Source organism: Fibrobacter sp. UWCM, assembly GCF_900129735.1.
Taxonomy (GTDB): Bacteria; Fibrobacterota; Fibrobacteria; order Fibrobacterales; family Fibrobacteraceae; genus Fibrobacter.
In genome coordinates, this window is record NZ_FQWR01000023.1 from 1 (window position 1) to 20,630 (window position 20,630).

Here is a 20,630-nt window from a genome sequence, read left to right on the forward strand (position 1 = left end):
GTATACCACTTAACAAGAAAAAAGGATATATTTTAACTTAACCGGTAATGAATATGGTTGTTCATGAACCCACTATTAAAAAACCTACAAATCCAGTACTGTTTTGATGTCAAAATTGATCTTTGGACTTGCCCTGTTATATATGATGACTGATAAAAAGAAATCTGTTTCTTCGGTGTGCTATCTTGATGAAGCGGCAAGCATTGATGAAATTAACCAAAAAAATCTGATTAAGGCTGCTAGTGATTTTGGTTACAATATTCTCTTTGCGTCGCCCACGCCATTAACTACAGTAAGATATTGCATCAGAATAGAAAAACAAAATGGGAAAAATATAATATCCAATAAACAATGGATTCGTTTTGAAGACATAGATGAGGTTGATAATGACAAATAATATTTTGCTTGATTTATTGACTCGTTTGTATGAAGAAAAGGAAATCCCATATTCCTCTGTTGCTGCGGGCGTTCGTAAAGAATTTGAAAATTGGGGCGAACGGAAAAATTGCATAAGGGTTGTAATTCAAGGTCGTGGAAAAAGTTTTAAAGTTGTAAATGAAAATGCTTTGAAATGGGAAATAAATCACCTTAGTCCATGTATTGATTTGCAAGATTTGCCCACAAGAGTACAAAACCTCGCAATAAATAACAATACTAAAGCTGGCGAAACTACTCTTGAACGTTCGTATTTTCTATGCAAGGCTGTAGGGTGCAACATTCATATTAACGGAATTGATGTTTCCGCTGTAACAAAAGCCTTGGATTGCTTTGCTTTGTCAATATGTGATAACACCAATGGTGTTGCTTGTAACGATTCCTTGCTATTAGTAGAAAATCAACTTCTTTTGGATGATTTAAGATGGGTTCCATCAAGTTTTAAAGGAATCATTCTTTATTATGCAGGAAACCTATCAATGCGATTACGCAGTTGGATAAAGAAAAGTTCTTTTGCAAGCATAATGCTTTTCCCAGATTACGACGCTGTGGGTATTCGTAATTATGCAAATCTTATAGAAGACGTTCCTTGTGTAAAATGGTTCTGGATGGATAAATGGAAGGGAAAACTTGCTGCACATGGATGCAAGGAGCTTCGAAAAAAAGGAAATCAAGATTCTATATTTGAAAATCTATGGATTCAATTCAAAGAGAATGGTTTCCCAGATGCTGAATTGGAATCCTTAATGACTGAAATTCGTAAACAAGGTAAGATGTTGGAGCAAGAAGCTGTACTGGCTTAGCTTTTTCTCTTGCTTTGCGTTAGGGATAGTTACCCCTTGGGGCGGAGACTTGCAATGGAGATCCCCGCCTTCGCGGGGATGACAAGTGTAAGGCTCCGTGAGCGAAGCGAGTATAGCCCGACCCGGCATGGCCCCTATCGTGATTCTATCGCCACTGCGTGGCTCCAGAATGACAGGCTCCGGGGTGACAGATGGGGACAAGCCGGGGAACGCCCATTTTTTCGACATTATGCCCCGGCGTTCCCTGCCAGGCCGATTTCTGCGGCGTGTTCGCGCATGCCCTCTATGCAGATGGCGGCAACATCCTTCACGTCCATGCCGAGCAGGGCACAGCCTTTCAGTATGTAGTCGCGATTGCATTTGGCGGCGAATTTCTTGTCCTTGAACTTCTTCACGAAGCTTTTCACTTCGAGGTCCAGAATGCCGTTGGGGCGCATTCTTGCGCAGGCCTGGATGATTCCGGTGAGTTCGTCCACGGTGAACAGGCTCTTTTCCATGTTGGTCTTGGGTTCCACCTGGTTCACGATTTCAAAACCGTGCGCCAAAATGGCACGCACGTCTTCTTCGGAGACGCCCTGTGCGAGCAGTTCCTTTTCGGTGTGCTGCAGGTGCTCTTCGGGGAATTCTTGGTAGTCGTAATCGTGCAGGTAGCCCACGGCCTGCCAATGTTCAACGTCTTCGCCGAAGTGTTTGGCCATGGCGCCCATGGCGTAGCATACGTTGAGGGAATGGATGACCAGCGATTCTTCGGTTACGTGGCCCTTGTTGATTTCTTTTGCGCGTTCAAGTGTCAAGCTCATCTAATGCCTCCAAATTTTCAGTGGTAATATAAATATTTTCGCATGTCGGTTACACCCCGTTTGTTATAGAAAAAATTGATAATTCAGCATAATTATTAAGTATTGGACACGCGTGAAATCCCGTTCTATATTTGGCGACGCTTATGAAAAGAAAGAGTGTTGTCATACCGGGCTTCGGCCTTACTACGGGGGTGACCCTGGCGATTTTGAGCGTGGTGGTGCTGATTCCGCTCGCCTCGCTAGTCGTGTTTTCGGCCCAGATGAGCGCGAGTGAGATTATCGATGTCATCACGCGGCCGCGCGTGCTGTCCAGTTTTAAAGTGAGTTTCTTGACGGCTTTTATCGCATCGCTTATCAACGCGGTGATGGGCGTGGTTCTCGCCTGGGTGCTGGTGCGTTACACGTTCCCGCTCAAGCGCATCGTGGACGGAACCATAGAACTCCCGTTTGCGCTCCCTACGGCGGTGGCGGGCATCGCGCTTACGGCGCTCACTGCGGATACGGGCCTTATAGGCGGCTTTTTCGCGAATTTCGGCATCAAGATTGCGTTCACGCGCATCGGCATTACGGTGGCGCTGGTGTTTATCGGCATCCCGTTCGTGGTTCGCGCGGTGCAGCCGGTGCTCGAAAAACTGGATCCCGCCTACGAAGAGGCCGCGGGTGTGCTGGGCGCAAGTCGCACGCGGATTTTCTGGAAGGTAATATTGCCGGAACTGATTCCCGCCATCTTTACGGGTTTCGGGCTCGCTTTCGGGCGCTGCCTAGGCGAATACGGTAGCGTCGTGTTTATCGCTGGCAACATGCCCTTCGAAACCGAAATCGCACCGCTCATCATCATGTCGGAACTTCAGGAATACGACTATTCCAGCGCGACGACAATCGCCCTCGTGATGCTGGTGGCGTCGTTCATCACACTGTTCCTGGTGAACGTGGTGCAGAACAGGAACGCCAAGATTCTCAAGGGAGGTAGCTAATGAGTGCAGTTACGCAGAGCGGGCTACATCGCGATACGAAGGGTTCTAAGCTGGTCAGGTATTCGCTGATTGGCATAAGCCTGCTTTTCGTCTTCCTGATGCTTATTCTCCCGCTGATTACGGTTATTACCGAGGCCTTTAAGCAGGGCTTTGCGGTGTACAGCAAGGCGGTTAGCGACGATTACACCATCAAGGCGATACTCCTTACGCTAGAGGCTTCGTTCTTTGCGGTCGCCATCAATACGGTATTTGGGCTGTGTGCCGCCTGGAGCCTTACGAAGTTCAAGTTCAAGGGGAAAAAGATTCTTGCGACGCTCATTGACTTGCCGGTGACGGTTTCGCCGATTATCGCAGGCCTGATTTTCTTGCTCACGTTCGGCCGCCAGAGCCCGATTTTCCCGCTGTTGCAGGATGCCGACATCAAGATTGTCTTTGCTGTGCCGGGAATTGTGCTCGCGACGATATTTGTCACATTCCCATTCATTTCGCGTGAATTGATTCCGGTGCTGGAATCGCAGGGAACCGACGAGGAAGAGGCGGCGGCGCTCATGGGTGCGAAGGGCTTCACGATTTTCAGGCGCATCACCTTCCCGCATATTAAGTGGGCGTTCCTTTATGGCGTGGTGCTCTGCGCGGCGCGTGCCATGGGCGAATTCGGTGCGGTGTCTGTCATTTCGGGCCACTTGCGCGGAAAGACCAACACGCTCCCGCTCCATGTGGAAATCCTTTTTAACGAGTTCCAGTACGTGCCTGCGTTTGCGGTGGCGTCGATACTGGTGATGCTTGCCATTCTCATTCTGGTTGCAAGAAGCGTCATTGAACATAAGGGAAGAAAGAAATAGCCTTGAAAATTAGATCCCCGCCTGCGCGGGGATGACGATTATGAAATAGGAGGTTTTATGTACGTCGAACTCAAACATATCAACAAGCATTTCGGAAATTTCAAGGCCTCGGACGATGTGACTGTCGGCATCGAGAAGGGGAAACTCATTGGCCTTCTGGGCCCGAGCGGTTCGGGCAAGACTACGATTCTCCGCATGATTGCGGGGCTCGAGAACCCGGACAGCGGCGAAATCATCATCGACGGGAAGGTCATCAACGATGTGCCCGCGAGCAAGCGCGGCATCGGCTTCGTGTTCCAGAGTTACGCTCTGTTCCGCTACATGACGGTTTTCGACAACGTGGCTTTTGGCCTCAAGATTGCGAAGAAGCCCGCGAATGAAATCAAGGAACGCGTCCACGAACTCTTGGAACTGGTGGGCCTTTCTGGCCTTGAAAAACGTTACCCCAGCGAACTCTCGGGAGGGCAGCGCCAGCGTGTTGCCTTTGCCCGTGCGCTTGCTCCCAACCCGCAGCTTTTGCTCCTTGACGAACCGTTTGCCGCAATCGACGCGAAGGTGCGTCAGGAACTGCGCAGTTGGCTCAAGGGCATGATCCAGAAACTCGGCGTCACAAGCATCTTTGTGACCCACGACCAGGACGAAGCCATTGAGGTGGCCGACGAAATCATCATCACTAACCGGGGTCGCATCGAGCAGGTGGGCACGCCCTACGAGGTCTACAGCAACCCGAAAACCGCCTTTACGGCATCGTTCTTCGGCCAGCCCAGCATTTTCAAGGACTATAGTAATTTCCGCCGTTTCGACATCCTTAAAAATGCAGAGAATGCGATTGTGCGCCCGGAATTCGTGAAGGTGACCAAGAAAACCGAAGTGCAGAAGTACAAGAATTCTGCAGAAGAAGGCATCGTGGAAGAAGTAGATTTCCGCGGTTACGGTATCGAACTACGCGTCCGCGTGAACGGGGTCTTGCTTACGGCGCGGCGCTCCTTCGATCAGCCGAGAATCGAGGTGGACGAGAAGGTGGACGTGTTCATCTATCGCATGTTCGTGACCCAGGGAGATACCGCAACACTACTCGAGAACAAGTCGCTGCGTGAGCCGGTGGTGGTGATTTAACGAACGGATGCGGCTTTGTTATAGAAAAAACTGATAATTCCGCATAAAAATTAAGTATTGGACGGGGTTGAAATCCCGTTCTATATTTGGCTGCGGATAAAAAAATGTACGGAGACATGCTGAATGGAATTCAATACTGCTTTATTGCACCAGAATTTTGGTAGTGACCGATGTAGCGGTTCTACGCTTGCGCCGATTTACCAGGTGAGCGCCTTTTCCCAGGATTCTGCCGAAAAACTCGAAGCCGTGTTCAACAACAAGGCTCCGGGTTTTGCGTATACGCGCATCGCGAATCCCACAAACGATTCTTTTGAACGCCGCATCGCTTCGCTTGAGAAGGGCATTGGCGCGGTGGCCTGCTCTTCGGGCATGGCCGCGGTGACAATCTCGCTTTTGAACATTTTGCACGCGGGCGACGAAGTGATTGCGAGTGCTGGGCTCTTTGGCGGCACTATCGACCTGTTCCATGACCTGGAGGCGTTCGGTATCACGACGCGGTTCGTTACCGAAGTGACCGCCGAGAGCGTCCGTGAACAGCTGAACGAAAGGACGAAGGCGGTGTTTACCGAGCTTATCGGGAATCCGAAACTGAATGTCGTTGACCTGAAGGCCGTCGCGGATGCTGCCCACGAGGGCGGTGTCCCGTTTATCGTCGATAGCACGACTGCAACCCCGTATCTTGTGCATCCCTTTGATTTCGGCGCGGATATCGTGGTGCATTCGTCTTCGAAGTACATTAACGGCAGCGGTTCTGCGATTAGCGGCCTCATTATCGATAGCGGGAACTTTCCCTGGGATTACGCCCGCTACAAGGGCCTCGAGGAATACAGGCGTTTTGGCAAGTTCGCCTACATCGCGAAATTGCGCAACGGAATCTGGCGCAATGTGGGTTGCTGCGTTGCTCCCCAGACGTCTTTCCTCAATTCGCTCGGGCTCGAAACTCTCGGCCTGCGCATGGATCGCCTTTGCAGCAACGCGCTGCAACTCTCGGAATTTTTGCAGGGCTTTGATGACGTTTCTGTCAACTATCCGGCCCTGAAAAGCAGCCCCTATTACGACCTGGTGCAGAAGCAACTTGGCGGCAGGGGAGGCGCAATCCTCACGATTGATGCAGGCACGAAGGAACGGGCGTTCAAGCTGATTAATGGGCTCAAGTACGCGACTATCGCGACCAATATCGGGGATATCCGCACGCTGGTAATACACCCGGAAAGCACCATCTTTACGCACAGTTCCAAGGAACAGAAGGAACATGCGGGAATTTTCGAAGGGACTATCCGCGTGAGCATCGGTATCGAGAATATCGAGGATCTGAAGGAAGATTTTGAACAGGCTATAAAGAAGATTTAAACAGAGATGCCCGCCTTTGCGGGCATGACAAAAACGGAGACACAAAAATATGGCAACGGATTATGCAACTCTAAAAAAAGGCGGTTGGATGCGCCAGAAGCAGAAGAACAACTTCTCGCTGCGGGTGCGCGTCGTGGGCGGAAACCTGACCGCCACCCAGCTCGCTAAAATCGCGGAAGTCGCCGACAAGTACGGTGAAGGCTACGCCCATTTGACCTCCAGACAGAGCGTCGAAATCCCGTTCATTAAACTCGAAAACGTGGAAGACGTGAAGGCTGCCCTGGCCGAAGGCGGCGTGGAACCGGGCGTTTGTGGACCGCGCGTGCGTACCATTACGGCATGCCAGGGCGAAGCCGTTTGCCCCAGCGGGTGTATCGACACCTACGCGCTTGCAAAGGAACTGGACGACCGTTATTTTGCCCGCGAACTTCCGCACAAGTTCAAGTTCGGCGTGACCGGTTGCCAGAACAACTGCCTCAAGGCCGAAGAAAACGACGTGGGCATCAAGGGGGCCATCAAGGTCAAGTGGCTCGAGGACAAGTGCATCGGCTGCGGGCTCTGCGCAAAGACTTGCCGCAAGGGCGCCATCAAGGTCGAAAACAAGAAGGTCATCTTCGACGAATCGCAGTGCAACTTCTGCGGTCGATGCTACAAGTCCTGCCCGACGGATGCCTGGGAAGATACCCACGGCTACATCGTCTCCTTCGGCGGGCTTTTCGGCAACAATATCAACAAGGGCGAAACGATTATCCCCTTCATCGAAGACAAGCAAAAACTGCTGGACATCTGCGATGCGGCCATTACGTTCTTTGCCGAAAACGCGAAACCCGGCGAACGCTTCAAGTACACCATCGACCGCATCGGTCGCGACGTGTTTGCGAAGAAAATCCTGGAAGCGAGTGTCTAGCGTTAAGAAATGAGCTGGCGGCAACGTATTGCAGAAGAGGCCCGGCAAAGTTATCCGCACGAATGTTGCGGGATTTTGCTCGGGAAAAACGCCCCGGATGGCAAGTTCGAGGTGACGGAAATACGTGCTTTGCCTAACCGGATTCAGGGAGAGGGGAGAGGGACGCATTTCGAGGCGGACCCTCTCTTTCTTTACCAGGTGGAGCGGGAAATCGAGGGAAGTGGGCTTGAAATAGTCGGTTTCTACCATTCGCATCCCGATTACGAGGCGGTCCCGTCCAGGGAAGATGCCAAAAATATGGTCCCTGGGCTTGTTTACGTGATAGTTTCCGTGACAAGGGAAGGGGTTACCGATATCAGAAGTTATAGGCGTTATAAGAAAAACTGATAATTCTGCATAAAAATTAAGTATTGGACATAGGCAAAATCCGGTTCTATATTTCGCGTTGAAAATAATCTGATTGATTATTTTGTTTAAAATTCCACTTTTCTTGTACGGAGGAAAAAGTGAAAATATACATCTCGGCTACCCTTAGAAATTTTTTTGGTAGAAATGCGCGGATTGAAATTCCCGCGAGCACGGTACGGAAGGCTCTTGCCATCCTTTTGGACATGTATCCGGATGCCAAGAACATCCTTTACGATGAAGGCGGAAAATTACGGAATTTTATCCAGATTTATATCAACGGCAAGAACCTGACAGTGGAAACCCTCTGGGAAACGCCGTTTCCCGAAGAAACGGAAATCCTGTTGTTGCCGGCAATCGCCGGCGGATCGCCTGTTGAAGAAGCGGAGAGCGCTGCGGTCGAAAGTCTCATTTCGGACGAGAGGCGCAAGGAAGTCGCCTTCGATGACAACGAGGTGGAACGCTTTGGCAAGCACCTAATGCTTAAGGAAATCGGCGTGAAGGGCCAGAAACGCATCAAGGCGGCCAAGGTCGTTGTCGCGGGTGCGGGCGCGCTCGGGTCGCCTGTAATCCAGTACCTAGCCGCGGCGGGTGTCGGGACCATCAAGGTCATCGATTTCAACGAGGTTTCGCTCGAAAACCTGCAGAGCCAGGTACTTCACGGTTCCCGCGATATCAAGCGCCCGAAAGTCGCCTCCGTTAAGGACAAAGTAAAGAATATCAACAAGAATATCGAACTTATCGCTGAGAAGGTGCAGCTCGATTCTTCGAATATCCTGGAACAGATTGACGGTTACGATCTGGTGGTTGACTGCTCCGACAACTACAAGGCTCGCTACCTCATTAACGATGCGTGTGCGCTGCACGGCATTCCCGTTGTGTTCGGCGCGATTTACCAGTTCGAGGGCCAGGTGGGCATTTTCAATCTGGACGGCGGACCGTGCTACCGTTGCCAATTCCCGTCGCCTCCGCCGGCAGGGCTCATTCCTTCCTGTTCCGAAGGTGGTGCAATCAGTCCGCTTCCCGGCATTGTGGGGAGCATTCAGGCCAACGAGGCTCTCAAATTGATTCTCGGTATTGGCGAACACCTGAACGGGAAACTTTTGCATGTCGATAGCCTGTACCTGACTTCGCGAATTTTGAAGGTGGAACGCAACAGGAACTGCCCCATTTGCGGGAGCAACCCGACCATCACCGATGTTGAAGAAATCGATTACGATGAACTTTGCGGGCTCAAGACCGAAAACGAAATTCCGGTGGAGGGCTTTACGCCCGAAGAACTCGCGAAGAAGATTGACAATGGTGACCCGATGACAATTATCGATGTACGCGAACCGCACGAACGCGCGATTTTGCGCTTCCCGAACGCCATCGTGATTCCCATCGGGCAGCTGGCCCGCAGGCAAAAGGAACTGGACCCGAACAAGGATACGGTTTTCATTTGCAAGCAGGGCAAACGCAGCATTCTCGCCATCAACACCTTGCGCGAGGCGGGCTACACGGGGCCGCTCTACAACCTGAAGGGCGGCGTCGATGCCATGAAGGATATCATGTTCTCGCACGAAGGCGCGTGGCTATAAAATTTTTTCTTGCAAAAACCTATAGAACTAATAGGAATTCAAAAATCTGCACTGGATCCTATCGGCCTTCGGCCTCCAGGATGACAGGGTGCAACACTTAACACAAACCCAAGAGGTAAACCACTATGGCAAATGAAGCTACAGAAAAGAAAACCGGCATCAATGCGCTTGGCGCAAAGGCTGCCTACAACCTGGCGAACGTCACCAAGACCAAGCCGCAATTCGGTGCACTTACTCCCAAGTGGCTCACCAAGTTCCTTGAATTCAAGGGTCTCGAAACGGGCCTGTTCCGTGTGAACAAGGTCGTGGAAGGCGAAACCCCGCTCGATGTTCTTTGCAGCCAGACCAAGAAGACGGATATTATCCCGGAAGGCTACGTCGAATACGAAACCGAACCGCGCGAATATAAGCTCAATTCCATCTCTACGATTATCAACGTGAACACGGCCATCGAAGACGTTTACAGTTCTCCGTATGACCAGGTTCAGGAACAGCTCGGCCTCGCTATCGAATCGCTCCGCGAACGTCAGGAAAGCCTGCTCATCAACAACGACGATTACGGCCTGCTGAAGAACGTGGCTGATTCCCAGCGCATCCAGCCGCTCCGCGCTGACGGCCGCCCGACTCCGGACGATCTCGACGAACTCATTTCGAAGGTCTGGAAGGAACCGTCCTTCTTCCTCGCTCACCCGCGTGCCATTGCCGCATTCGAACGCGAATGCACCCGCCGTGGCGTGCCGCCCGTTGTCGTTGACATCGCCGGTGGCAAGTTCCTCACCTGGCGCGGAATTCCTCTGGTCCCGACCGACAAGCTCCTCGTGGATGGCGTGAAGAACCCGAAGTCCCAGGGCGGCAAGACCAATATCTTGCTCGTGCGTACTGGCGAAGCCAAACGTGGCGTGATTGGCCTTTTCCAGGCCGGTCTCAAGAACGAACACTCTCGTGGCCTTTCCGTGCGCTTCCGCGGCATCGACAACAAGGGCGTAGCTTCTTATCTGCTTTCCCTGTACTGCTCTGCGGCTATCCTTGCCGACGACGCCATTGCAGTTCTCGAAGACGTAGAGGTTGGCGAATACTATGATTACGAATAATCCAGATACCAGATCGCTGGAAGAGCTCGCCGGAGTTCCCAATGCGGCTGAACTGGAGCAGTTGGCAAATGAGTACTTTCCCGACTTGACGGACAGTGCTTATGCTGCAACTCCCGCAGCACCCGAAGTGCAGAACGCTTCTGCGGCTCAGGGAGTGAGTGCTGCCCAAGGGGCAGCTGCCATCAGCCAGACTCCCGCATTCGACTGGGAACATCCGTTTGCGACCTATGGCGACCAGCCGACTTCTTCGGCTCCGTTTGCCTATGGCGGCAATTCCACCGATACCTGGCTCAATACGGTTGAAGCCCCTGCGGTTCCCGAAGCAGAATTTGTGTCGCAGTTCGGCGATGTCCCGGCAGCGCCCGCGCCTGCAACGGGGTATTCTCCGAAGGTCCTTTCCAAGACCCAGGCGGCAGAAAACGCTCGCCCGATAGACGCTCCGACTTCTCTCGGAGGCGATTCCGTGAACAAGGCCGGCAACGCTAACAGCGGCTCCAATTCCCGCAACGAATCCATCCGCATCGGTTCTAAGAACCTTGCGCAAATCCGTAGCGACTTCCCGATTCTTTCGAAGCAGATAAACGGGCATCCTCTCGTTTGGCTCGATAACGGTGCAACGACGCAGCGCCCGCAAGTGGTGATTGACCGCCTCAAGTACTACTACGAAAACGAGAACTCCAACGTGCACCGTGGCGCCCATACGCTTGCGGCTGCATCGACGGATGCCTACGAAAACGCCCGTAACATCGTGCGTGACTTTATCGGGGCCCCGTCTTCGCAGGAAATCGTATTCGTACGCGGTACCACCGAGGCCATCAACCTGGTGGCCAACGCTTACGTGAAGCCGACGCTCCAGCCGGGTGACGAAATCATTGTCTCCATCCTGGAACACCACGCGAACATCGTGCCGTGGCAGCTCATTGCCGAAGAAACGGGCGCGATTATCAAGGTGATTCCCTGCGATTCTACCGGCCAGCTCAAGCTCCACGATTACGAGGCGCTATTCACGAAGCGCACCAAGTTCGTCTCCGTGACTCACGTTTCGAACGTACTCGGTACGGTCACCCCGATCGAGGAACTCATCGCCATTGCCCACAGGCACGGCGTGAGAATCCTCATTGACGGTGCTCAGTCCATCGCTCACATTCCGGTGAATGTTTCCGCCCTCGACGCAGACTTCTTCGTGTTCTCCGGACACAAGGTGTTTGCCCCGACCGGTATCGGCGTCGTTTACGGCAAGAAGGAATTGCTGGAAGCGGCCCGCCCGTATCACGGTGGCGGCAACATGATTGCCGATGTGACGTTCGAACGCACCATCTACAACGGAATCCCGAACAAGTTCGAAGCGGGAACCGGAAGCATCGCTGACGCTGTTGGCCTCGGTGCTGCACTCCAGTACCTCTCCGAAATCGGGATGCCCTGCGTATTCCGCTGGGAGCATGAGTTGTTGCAGTATGGTCTCAAGGAATTGAAGACCGTCAAGGGTCTGCACCTTGTAGGCACGGCACTCAACAAGGCATCTGCTCTCGCCTTCAAGCTCGACGGTTATTCCGACGAAGAAGTGGGCAAGAGGCTCGACGCCTACGGTGTTGCCGTGCGTACAGGTCACCACTGCGCACAGCCGGTGCTCAGGCATTTCGGTTACGAAACAACTGTTCGCCCGACGCTTGCGCTGTACAACTCTCCGGACGACATCGACGCACTCGTGAGGGCGCTGAAGACGTTCGCATAAAATGTGATGTGTGGAATGTGTAGTGTGGAGTGAAGATAATTTCATTTCACATCTCACATTTCACATTCCACACTATTCCTTAAATTTTTACCCTGAATTTTGTCATGCACGAACTTATCCAGGAATCAGAAGTCGAAAAAGCTGTCCAGACGATTTTTGCCGATTACAATCGCGGCAAGCATATCGACAACATTGACATCTATAATCGACCCGACCAGGCCGAGATTCAGACGATTTTGCAGAACCTGATCCGTGTGGTTTATCCCGGACATTTCAGGGACCGCTCGCACAAGATTTACAACCCGAAGAATAGTTTCGCGGTCATTATCGAAGATACTTTTTACCATCTCCACAAGCAGGTGGCCATCGCGCTGGATTATTGCAAGCTCCGTGGTACCATGACTTCGGACGAGCGCAAGATTGAAAGCTACCGCATCTGCAAGGAATTTTTCGCGAAGATTCCTTGGATTCGCGAATGTCTTGAAACCGATTTGCATGCCGCTTTTGATGGCGACCCTGCAGCCGGCTGCCTCGACGAAATTATCCTTGCGTATCCGGGCCTTATGGCGACAACCATCTTTCGCATTGCCCATGAACTTTACCTTTTGCATGTTCCGGTTCTCCCGCGGCTCATGACTGAGTATGCGCATTCCAAGACGGGAATTGACATCCATCCGGGTGCATCCATCGGCAAGTACTTCTTTATCGATCACGGTACGGGCATCGTGATTGGCGAAACTGCGGTTATTGGCAATAACGTGAAAATTTATCAGGGCGTGACTCTCGGTGCGCTCTCGACGCGCGGGGGCCAGCGCCTCTCCGGCAAAAAACGTCATCCTACAATTCAGGACAACGTAACCATTTACGCGAACGCATCCATTCTAGGCGGCGATACGGTTGTCGGCGAAAATGCGATTATCGGTGGCAGTGCCTTCATCACGAGTTCTGTCGCGCCCAATACCCGCGTGAGCATGAAGAGCCTCGAAATGGACTACGTTTCTACCGATAAGCAACACAAGACGGAAGAAATTACCCAGAGCGAGGAGTGGTACTACATTATTTAGACGAGAGAACGCTCGCAAACTCGCTACAGACGAAAGATTAATGTGCTCTGAATTAATTTAACGTCATCAAAAATCACAGGATGGCAACTTGCTATAGAAAAAACTGATAATTCAGCATAAAAACAATGTATTGGACGCGTGCGAAAACGCGTTCTATATTTGGGCCAGATTTAAAACATCAATGTACGGAGAAACAACAATGGCAGAATTCAAAATTGACGATACCATCGACATTACCGATGTCGTGTGCCCGACTACTTTCGTGAAGGCAAAAGTCGCCCTCGAGGAACTGGAAGAAGGCCAAATCCTTTCTATCCGCCTGAACGACGGCGAACCGGTGCAGAACGTGCCGCGCAGCATCAAGGAAGAGGGTCACGAAATCTTGAAACTCGACGACAACCAGGACGGAACCTACACGCTCATCGTGAAGAAGGTCGGCGACTAACCAAGGAGTATAAAATGATTATTACTGTTGCAGGAAACAAGAAAGAATACAAGGATGGCCTCACCGTCGCAGAACTGATTGAAGCCGAGAAGATAGACAACCCGCTTTACGTGACGGTTTCGGTGAACGAAGAATTTGTTGAGGGTGGAACTTTTGACAAGGCCGTGCTCAAGGACGGCGACAGCGTCGAGTTCCTCTATTTCATGGGAGGCGGTTGCTAATGGCTTTTACTAACGAACAGCTGGAGCGCTATTCGCGCCACATCATCTTGAAAGAGGTGGGCGCGAAGGGCCAGAAGAAGCTTCTGAACGCGAAAGTTCTCGTGATTGGCGCTGGTGGCCTCGGGGCTCCCGTGGCGATGTACCTTGCTGCAGCAGGCGTGGGCACGATAGGCATTGCCGATGCCGACGTGGTCGACCTTTCCAATTTGCAGCGCCAGATTATCCACGCTACAGCCGATGTGGGCAAGCCCAAGGTGCAATCCGCGAAAGAGACGATGGAAGCGATGAATCCCGACGTGAAGGTCATTACCTACCACACCTTCGTGACGAGCGAGAACATCCTCGACCTCATCAAGGACTACGATTTCATCATCGACGGCACCGACAATTTCCCGGCGAAGTTCCTCATCAACGACGCTTGCGTGATGGCGAAGAAACCTTTCTCCCATGCGGGCATCATCCGCTTCCAGGGCCAGCTCATGACGTATGTTCCGGGCCAGGGCCCCTGCTACCGCTGCGTGTTCAAGGAGCCGCCTCCGAAAGATGCCGTGCCGACCTGCAAGCAGGCGGGCGTGATTGGCGCGATGGGCGGCGTTATCGGTAGCTTGCAGGCGATGGAAGCCGTCAAGTACATTCTCGGCGTGGGCAATTTGCTCACGGGCTACTTGCTCACTTACAATGCGCTCACGATGGAATTCCGCAAGGTGAAACTGCCGACGCATACCGAAGACTGCGCTGTGTGCGGCACGCACCCGACCATCACCCAGCTCATCGACTACGAACAGGCGGTTTGCGACTTGAAACATTAAACCTTTGTTGTCATGCCCGCGTAGGCGGGCATCTCCCCTAAAAAAGATCCCCACCTTGGTGGCCATGCGCACTAAACAACAAGTTGTTAAGTGCTGTCCGCCCGGTCAAGCCGGGGATGACATTGGAGAAAAAATGATTTCCATTTCAAAAGACAACTACGAAAAAATCCTCGCGCATGCCGAAAAGAACCTGCCCGAAGAGGCCTGCGGGCTGATTGCGGGGCGCATCGAAGGTAGCGACAAGCATATCGAGAAGGTCTACCTGCTCACGAATATCGACCATTCGAACGAGCATTTTTCGCTGGATCCCAAGGAACAGCTTGCCGCCATCAAGGACATGCGTGCAAACGGCCTCTCGCCGCTGGGCAATTGGCATTCCCATCCGGAATCCCCTTCTCGCCCGTCGGAAGAAGACAAACGCCTTGCCTACGATAGCAGGGCGAGCTACTTGATTCTTTCGCTCATGGACCGCGAACATCCGGTGCTCAATTCCTTCCACATTGAGGGCGATACCGCCACGAACGAAGGGCTTGTAATCGCCTAAAGATCTCCGTACAACGGTGCCTCCGGGGCTTATGTGAAATTCCTGCCCTGGAGGCACTTTTGCGTTTTTAGTGCAAAAATGGTATTTTTGCGTTGTTTTGCCTAACAACGGGTTTTTCCGCGCGATAGGTGAAATTTGGGCTCCCTTATCTATATTATAGCCGGGTTTGTTATGGATAGGTTAAATCAACTCTTGGGAGAACGAAATGAAAAACCTGTCCGTATTATCGGTCGCCTTCCTGTGCGCTTCCATGGCCACTGCGGCGGAAAATTCAATCTACACCGGCACATTCTTCGACGATAGCGGAGCATACTTTGGCCCCGACTGCGAAAAGGACGGTTCACAGTCTACGGGCGCCTACTACACGGGCGATTACACGAGCCCGTTCAAGACGTTCCTCGGCAAGACTGACGAAGACATCCAGAATAAGCTTGACGAACTCTGGAATCACTATTTTGGCGGGCAGAACGACAAGACCGTGTATTACGAAGACAACGACGGCGGCTATATTGTCGATATAAACAACAACGACATCCGCTCCGAGGGCATGAGCTACGGCATGATGATTGCCGTGCAGACCAACCACAAGGAACAGTTCGGCAAGCTCTGGAACTGGGCCAAGAAACACATGTGGAGCAATCCTGCCACGGGTGGAAGCGGCTATTTCGCGTGGCAGGCAAACCGCGACGGTTCCGTGCGCGATTGGGGCAACGCTCCCGACGGCGAAATCTACTTCATGATGGCGCTTTTGTTTGCGGCCAACCGCTGGGACGACGCGAACTACATGAAGGACGCACAGAGCATCTTGAAGGCCTGCTGGAAAGGCAACGGCCAATCCCTGTACAGCGAACAGTCTTTTATCGCAACCTTCCAGCCGAGCGACGGCAACAACACCTGGGGCGACGCCTCTTACAGTTTGCCCGCATTCGTGGACCTGTTCAGCCGCTGGTCCGATACCAACACCGACAAGTGGAAAAAGGCGACGAAGGCCACCCGCGACCACATCTACAATTCCGCAAACCCGCAGTCGGGCCTGTGCAGCGACTACAGCAACTTCGACGGGACTCCGCACTACGCCTTTAGCGACAACTCCACCAAGTACGCGTTCGATGCCATCCGCTGCCCCATGAACTACGGCATGGACAGCTACCTGTTCGGCGTGGATATGGAACGCCAGACGAAAATCGCGAAGGTGATTACCGACTTCTTCGAAAAGGACGGGTACAGGCACGGGCATTTCAACTGGGACGGCACCAACGGATACGGCGATTTCACCATCGGCCAGGCGGGTGCGAATGCGGTTGCTACCTACGCCCTGCTTGAAGAAGAGGGCTACAAGGATTTGGTGAAGAAGGTGTTGCAGAAGGCCTGGGATTCCAAGCCCATCGTCGGTAGCCAGCGTTACTACGACGGCCTGGTGCATTACCTCGCCATGCTCCATCTCACCGGCAACTTCAAGATTTGGAAGAAGAAGCCCGAGATCGAGAAAAAGACTGCAGAAGGTGAATACAACGGCGTGAGTTACGAAAACGACACCACGTTCCATGCGTTTGAATCGTGCAAGCTCTACGAGGTGGCGGTGACTGCGAAGAAGGCTGCTCCGGGTCCGGACACTTCGCTTGTCGACCCGGATGCAATTGCAAATGCACTTAACTTTAATACTGACATAAAGATACGTGCACATGCAAATTCCATCTTTATCGAAAATGCGCCTGCCGGTTCCAGGTTCACGGTTTCTGACCTCAACGGTCGCGTGCTTGTGAAATCAAGAACGCAGTCCGCGATGCACGAAGTGCGTATCGAAAACAGGGGAATGCTGCTTGTGATTGTCGGTAACAGGGCGTACAAAGTTGTGAAATAAATTTTCTTGACCGCGTGTTTTTGCTTCGGGGCAGGCATCGTGTTTGCCCCGAAAATTTTTATTTTTGGGACGTTGAATTTTATTTTTGAATCGGTAGAAAAAGATGTTTAAAGTAGGTTTTGATAACGAAGCGTACCTCAAGACGCAGTCCGAAAAAATTGCCGAACGCATCGCGAAGTTCGGCGGAAAACTTTACCTGGAATTCGGCGGAAAACTGTTTGATGACCATCACGCATCCCGCGTGTTGCCTGGCTTCGCGCCCGACAGTAAAATCCGCATGCTCGAAAAAATCAAGGATAAGGCCGAAGTCATTATCGCCATTAATGCGGGTGACATCGAAAAGAACAAGGTCCGCGGCGACCTCGGTATTACCTACGACCAGGACGTGCTCCGCCTGATTGACGCTTTCCGCGGTTATGGCCTCTACGTGAGCTCTGTGGTGCTGACCCGCTGGCAGGAACAGCCGAGTGCCGTTGCCTACCAGAAGAAGCTGGAAGGACTGGGACTCAAGGTTTACCGCCACTACCCGATTGCGGGTTACCCGAGCAATATTCCTTTGGTTGTAAGCGATGACGGCTACGGCAAGAACGAGTTTGTCGAAACGACTCGCGAACTTGTGGTGGTGACGGCTCCCGGCCCCGGGAGTGGAAAGATGGCCGTGTGCCTCTCGCAGATTTATCACGAGAACAAGCGTGGCATCAAGGCCGGTTACGCGAAGTTCGAAACGTTCCCCATCTGGAACATCCCGCTTAAGCATCCGGTGAACCTCGCGTACGAGGCGGCGACCGCCGACCTGAACGACGTGAACATGATTGACCCGTTCCATTTGGAAGCTTACGGACAAACTACCATCAACTACAACCGCGATGTGGAAATTTTTCCGGTGCTGAACGCGCTGTTTACACGCATTCTGGGTGAATCTCCGTACAAGAGCCCCACGGACATGGGCGTGAACATGGCGGGCAACTGCATTATCGACGATGAAGCTGTTTGCGAGGCCGCCAAGCAGGAAATCATCCGCCGCTACTATAACACGCTCTGCGACGTGCGCAAGGGCAATGCGGAAAAGGACCAGATTTACAAGCAGGAACTCATCATGGAGCAGGCGCAGATTAGTACTGCCGACCGCCCCGTGATTGCGGCTGCCGTGGAACGTGCGCAGTTGACCGAAGGTCCCGCGGTCGCCATCCAGCTGAACGACGGTGCTATCATCTCGGCGAAGACTTCTTCGCTGTTGGGAGCATCTTCTGCCATGCTGCTTGACGCACTCAAGCATCTTGCGGGTATCCCCGACGAAGTGCGCCTGCTTTCGCCGATGGTCATCGAGCCGATTCAGAATCTGAAGACGAAACAGCTTGGCCACAGGAATCCGCGCTTGCACATGGACGAGGCGCTCGTGGCGCTCTCTGTGTGTGCCCTCACGGACTACAACGCGAAAATCGCCCTAGAGAAGTTGCCGGAACTCCGCCACTGCGAAGTGCATTCCAGCGTTATCCTCTCGCAGGTCGATGTGGGCGTGTTCCGCCGCTTGGGCGTGAACCTCACGACGGAACCGAACTATCAGTCCGGCAACCTTTACCATGGATAAAAAGTCGTCTAGACTTCGTCTAACTTCGTTCTCAACCCAACTCGCCGTACCAGTTGTACGGCTTCGGGGTCTGCGGCCTCGTTATACTCGTCTATACGACTTTTTAATGACTTTTCTCTAGTTGGTGCGAAGATTTGAAAAAAAAGCCGCGATTGAATCGCGGTCTTTTTGATGTTTGCGGTGCGGCCCCTCGGCAAGCTCGGGGACCTTATTTGACGGATGCAGTCAGCAGTTTTGTTGTGAGTTGCAAGCGCCCGGTATTAACCGGGCGTGGCAACGAGAGCGAGGCCTAACGGGATTTACTTGCCAGCGGCTTGGCCGAGCAGTCGTGTGACTGCTGCCACATACTCAGCCGGGTTCGGGAGCGGAGAACCTTCGGCAAGCAGAGCCTGACCGTAGAGGGCCTTCGGCCAATCGCCCAGGTCTTCCTTCGCGGAGGCGTTCAGCGCGAACAGGAGCACAGCAATGAATGCGATTGCTGTTTTCTTGAAATATTTGGACAAATTAGTTACCGCCGTTTCGTGCAATACCTATCAGGTAGAATAGACCGAAAACTACGATATCCGCCGCCACGATGGTCGAACCCACGGGAGTCCCGGCGAGAATAGCGACTACGATGCCGATAAGCGAGCAAATCACGGATATGGTGGCCGCAGCGACCGTCACCGAGAAAAAGCTCTTGAATACGCGCATGGCCGAAAGTGCCGGGAAAACCACGAGGGCGGACACCAGGAGCGCACCGACCAGGTTCATGGCGAGTACGATAATCGTTGCGACGATGACCGCAATCAGCAGGTTGAAAAGCGCAGTGTTGACGCCTGTGGCTCGTGCGAAATTCTCGTCGAACGTGATGGAGAAAATCTTGTTGTAGAAGAGGACGAAGCAGAAAAGAACCACGCACGAGAGCGCTATGCACAGGATGACCTCTTCCAGTTTCAGTGTGAGGATGGACGTGGAACCGAAAAGCGTAGTGCACACGTCGCCCGAGATGTTTGCCGAAGTGGAGAATATGTTCATCAGCAGGTAGCCGATGGCAAGCGCTCCGACCGATACCATGGCGACGGCGGCATCGCCCTTGATGCGAGCGTTCTTGCCGGTGCAGAGCAGGAGTACTGCCACGGCTATGGTTGCCGGCAAGATGATGAGCATGTTGTTTGTCACCTTGAGCACTGCTGCAATGGCAAGTGCGCCGAATGCAACGTGCGAAAGGCCGTCACCGATATAGGAGTAGCGCTTGAGTACGAGAGTAACGCCCAGCAGTGACGAACAGAGCGATACGAGTACGCCTACGATAATCGCGTAGCGCACGAAGGGAAAGTCTAGATAGAAAAGAAGCGTATCAATTGGCATACCGTACATTGTCATCCCCGCGAATGCGGGGATCTCCTTGACTTGAGGTTTTATCTTCCTTTAACTGATATTTGGTCGAAGTTCATCACGCGGGTAGCATCGTCCAGGGCGGAATCCACGTCGTGCGTGACCATCACGATGGTCATGCCCTTCTTGTGCAGGTCATTGATGACGCGGTACATCGTTTCCGTAGATTCGGGATCGAGGCCGGTTACGGGCTCGTCGAGAAGCAATAAGCGTTCGGCAGCGCAGAGGGCCCGGGCCAAAAGCACGCGCTGCTTTTGGCCTCCCGAAAGCTCGCGGAAGCACGACTTGCGCAAGCTTTCGGTGCGGGTGAGCGCCATGCATTCCATGGCGCGCTCCCGCTGGGCCCGTCCATAAAACGGCAGCAGGCGGAACTTGCCCTGGAATGCGGAAAGAACGATTTCTTCCACCGATGCGGGAAAATCCCTCTGGACCAGCGTCATTTGCGGCAGGTAACCGATTTCACTGCGCTTGAGCCCTTCGCAGAGTTCGATGTCTCCGGACTTGGGCTTGAGCAAGCCTGCGATTCCACGGAGGAACGTTGTCTTGCCGGAACCGTTGCGTCCGATGATGCAGAGGTAGTCCCCGACATTCACGTCGTAATCCAAGTCGCGGACCAGGTCCTTGCTTCCGTAGCCGAGCGTCAGCTGGCGGCATTTGATCAGAGGGATTAAATCGTTCATATTGAT

22 protein-coding genes are annotated in these 20,630 nt (G+C 52.8%); 18 read left to right on the forward strand and 4 right to left on the reverse strand.

Annotated features, from left to right (window positions below):
- Positions 1 to 106: 106 nt before the first annotated feature.
- Both BUB22_RS12955 and BUB22_RS12960 read left to right on the forward strand, forming a co-directional pair.
- The gene (locus tag BUB22_RS12955) at positions 107 to 397 is read left to right on the forward strand and encodes a hypothetical protein (RefSeq protein WP_073115754.1); all 291 of its coding nucleotides are present in this window, start codon (positions 107 to 109) and stop codon (positions 395 to 397) included.
- Positions 387 to 1,238: a hypothetical protein gene (locus BUB22_RS12960; RefSeq protein WP_073115756.1), complete on the forward strand. Its 852-nt coding sequence runs from the start codon at positions 387 to 389 to the stop codon at positions 1,236 to 1,238. The genes BUB22_RS12955 and BUB22_RS12960 overlap by 11 nt, the downstream gene beginning before the upstream one ends.
- A 227-nt stretch (positions 1,239 to 1,465) precedes the next feature.
- On the opposite strand, the gene BUB22_RS12965 is transcribed toward BUB22_RS12960, so the two are convergent.
- Positions 1,466 to 2,038, reverse strand: coding sequence for an HD domain-containing protein (locus BUB22_RS12965; RefSeq protein ID WP_073115758.1), 573 nt, complete (start codon positions 2,036 to 2,038; stop codon positions 1,466 to 1,468).
- A 143-nt stretch (positions 2,039 to 2,181) separates the two neighbouring features.
- On the opposite strand from BUB22_RS12965, the gene cysT reads away from it, so the two are divergent.
- From cysT to BUB22_RS13045, 16 genes are all read left to right on the forward strand, one after another.
- Positions 2,182 to 3,012, forward strand: coding sequence for a sulfate ABC transporter permease subunit CysT (gene cysT / locus BUB22_RS12970; protein ID WP_073115760.1), 831 nt, complete (start codon positions 2,182 to 2,184; stop codon positions 3,010 to 3,012).
- Complete coding sequence (cysW, locus tag BUB22_RS12975) at positions 3,012 to 3,854, forward strand: sulfate ABC transporter permease subunit CysW (RefSeq protein WP_073115762.1); 843 nt, start codon at positions 3,012 to 3,014, stop codon at positions 3,852 to 3,854. The genes cysT and cysW overlap by 1 nt, the downstream gene beginning before the upstream one ends.
- Before the next feature lie 57 nt (positions 3,855 to 3,911).
- Entirely contained in the window at positions 3,912 to 4,970 is a 1,059-nt protein-coding gene (locus tag BUB22_RS12980) for an ABC transporter ATP-binding protein (protein WP_073115763.1), read from the forward strand.
- Between the two features lie 123 nt (positions 4,971 to 5,093).
- On the forward strand, positions 5,094 to 6,320 hold the full coding sequence (locus BUB22_RS12985) for an O-acetylhomoserine aminocarboxypropyltransferase/cysteine synthase family protein (RefSeq protein WP_073115765.1): 1,227 nt from the start codon (positions 5,094 to 5,096) through the stop codon (positions 6,318 to 6,320).
- Positions 6,321 to 6,369: 49 nt separating this feature from the next.
- On the forward strand, positions 6,370 to 7,227 hold the full coding sequence (locus BUB22_RS12990) for a 4Fe-4S binding protein (protein ID WP_072810156.1): 858 nt from the start codon (positions 6,370 to 6,372) through the stop codon (positions 7,225 to 7,227).
- A 9-nt stretch (positions 7,228 to 7,236) separates the two neighbouring features.
- On the forward strand, positions 7,237 to 7,614 hold the full coding sequence (locus BUB22_RS12995) for a M67 family metallopeptidase (RefSeq protein ID WP_073115767.1): 378 nt from the start codon (positions 7,237 to 7,239) through the stop codon (positions 7,612 to 7,614).
- Positions 7,615 to 7,733: 119 nt separating this feature from the next.
- The gene (gene moeB, locus BUB22_RS13000; protein ID WP_073115769.1) at positions 7,734 to 9,212 is read left to right on the forward strand and encodes a molybdopterin-synthase adenylyltransferase MoeB; all 1,479 of its coding nucleotides are present in this window, start codon (positions 7,734 to 7,736) and stop codon (positions 9,210 to 9,212) included.
- A gap of 125 nt (positions 9,213 to 9,337) precedes the next feature.
- Positions 9,338 to 10,303 carry a family 2A encapsulin nanocompartment shell protein gene (locus BUB22_RS13005; RefSeq protein WP_073115771.1) on the forward strand — a complete coding sequence of 322 codons (966 nt, stop codon included), beginning with the start codon at positions 9,338 to 9,340 and terminating at the stop codon, positions 10,301 to 10,303.
- Positions 10,290 to 12,035, forward strand: coding sequence for a cysteine desulfurase (locus BUB22_RS13010; protein ID WP_073115773.1), 1,746 nt, complete (start codon positions 10,290 to 10,292; stop codon positions 12,033 to 12,035). Before BUB22_RS13005 ends, BUB22_RS13010 begins: the two co-directional genes overlap by 14 nt.
- Before the next feature lie 104 nt (positions 12,036 to 12,139).
- Complete coding sequence (locus BUB22_RS13015; RefSeq protein WP_072810166.1) at positions 12,140 to 13,099, forward strand: serine O-acetyltransferase; 960 nt, start codon at positions 12,140 to 12,142, stop codon at positions 13,097 to 13,099.
- A gap of 199 nt (positions 13,100 to 13,298) precedes the next feature.
- Positions 13,299 to 13,544: a sulfurtransferase TusA family protein gene (locus BUB22_RS13020; protein ID WP_073115775.1), complete on the forward strand. Its 246-nt coding sequence runs from the start codon at positions 13,299 to 13,301 to the stop codon at positions 13,542 to 13,544.
- A 14-nt stretch (positions 13,545 to 13,558) separates the two neighbouring features.
- Positions 13,559 to 13,765, forward strand: a complete 207-nt coding sequence (thiS, locus tag BUB22_RS13025) for a sulfur carrier protein ThiS (RefSeq protein ID WP_072810170.1) — start codon at positions 13,559 to 13,561, stop codon at positions 13,763 to 13,765.
- The gene (locus BUB22_RS13030) at positions 13,765 to 14,574 is read left to right on the forward strand and encodes a HesA/MoeB/ThiF family protein (protein ID WP_073115777.1); all 810 of its coding nucleotides are present in this window, start codon (positions 13,765 to 13,767) and stop codon (positions 14,572 to 14,574) included. The genes thiS and BUB22_RS13030 overlap by 1 nt, the downstream gene beginning before the upstream one ends.
- 133 nt (positions 14,575 to 14,707) lie before the next feature.
- Entirely contained in the window at positions 14,708 to 15,118 is a 411-nt protein-coding gene (locus BUB22_RS13035) for a M67 family metallopeptidase (protein ID WP_072810176.1), read from the forward strand.
- Between the two features lie 205 nt (positions 15,119 to 15,323).
- Positions 15,324 to 16,979 carry a glycosyl hydrolase family 8 gene (locus BUB22_RS13040; protein ID WP_073115779.1) on the forward strand — a complete coding sequence of 552 codons (1,656 nt, stop codon included), beginning with the start codon at positions 15,324 to 15,326 and terminating at the stop codon, positions 16,977 to 16,979.
- Between the two features lie 103 nt (positions 16,980 to 17,082).
- Entirely contained in the window at positions 17,083 to 18,567 is a 1,485-nt protein-coding gene (locus BUB22_RS13045) for a DUF1846 domain-containing protein (RefSeq protein WP_072810181.1), read from the forward strand.
- Positions 18,568 to 18,866: 299 nt separating this feature from the next.
- Here BUB22_RS13045 and BUB22_RS13050 read toward each other — a convergent pair whose 3' ends face one another.
- Genes BUB22_RS13050 through BUB22_RS13060 form a run of 3 tightly spaced genes read right to left on the reverse strand, consistent with a single transcriptional unit; the run spans position 18,867 to position 20,624 of the window.
- Positions 18,867 to 19,070 carry a hypothetical protein gene (locus BUB22_RS13050; RefSeq protein ID WP_073115781.1) on the reverse strand — a complete coding sequence of 68 codons (204 nt, stop codon included), beginning with the start codon at positions 19,068 to 19,070 and terminating at the stop codon, positions 18,867 to 18,869.
- A gap of 1 nt (position 19,071) precedes the next feature.
- Positions 19,072 to 19,917 (reverse strand): metal ABC transporter permease, encoded by an 846-nt coding sequence (locus tag BUB22_RS13055; protein ID WP_073115871.1) that lies wholly within the window; start codon positions 19,915 to 19,917, stop codon positions 19,072 to 19,074.
- Positions 19,918 to 19,967: 50 nt separating this feature from the next.
- A complete protein-coding gene (locus BUB22_RS13060) occupies positions 19,968 to 20,624 on the reverse strand; it encodes a metal ABC transporter ATP-binding protein (protein ID WP_073115783.1) in 657 nt (218 codons plus the stop codon).
- Between the last annotated feature and the right edge of the window lie 6 nt (positions 20,625 to 20,630).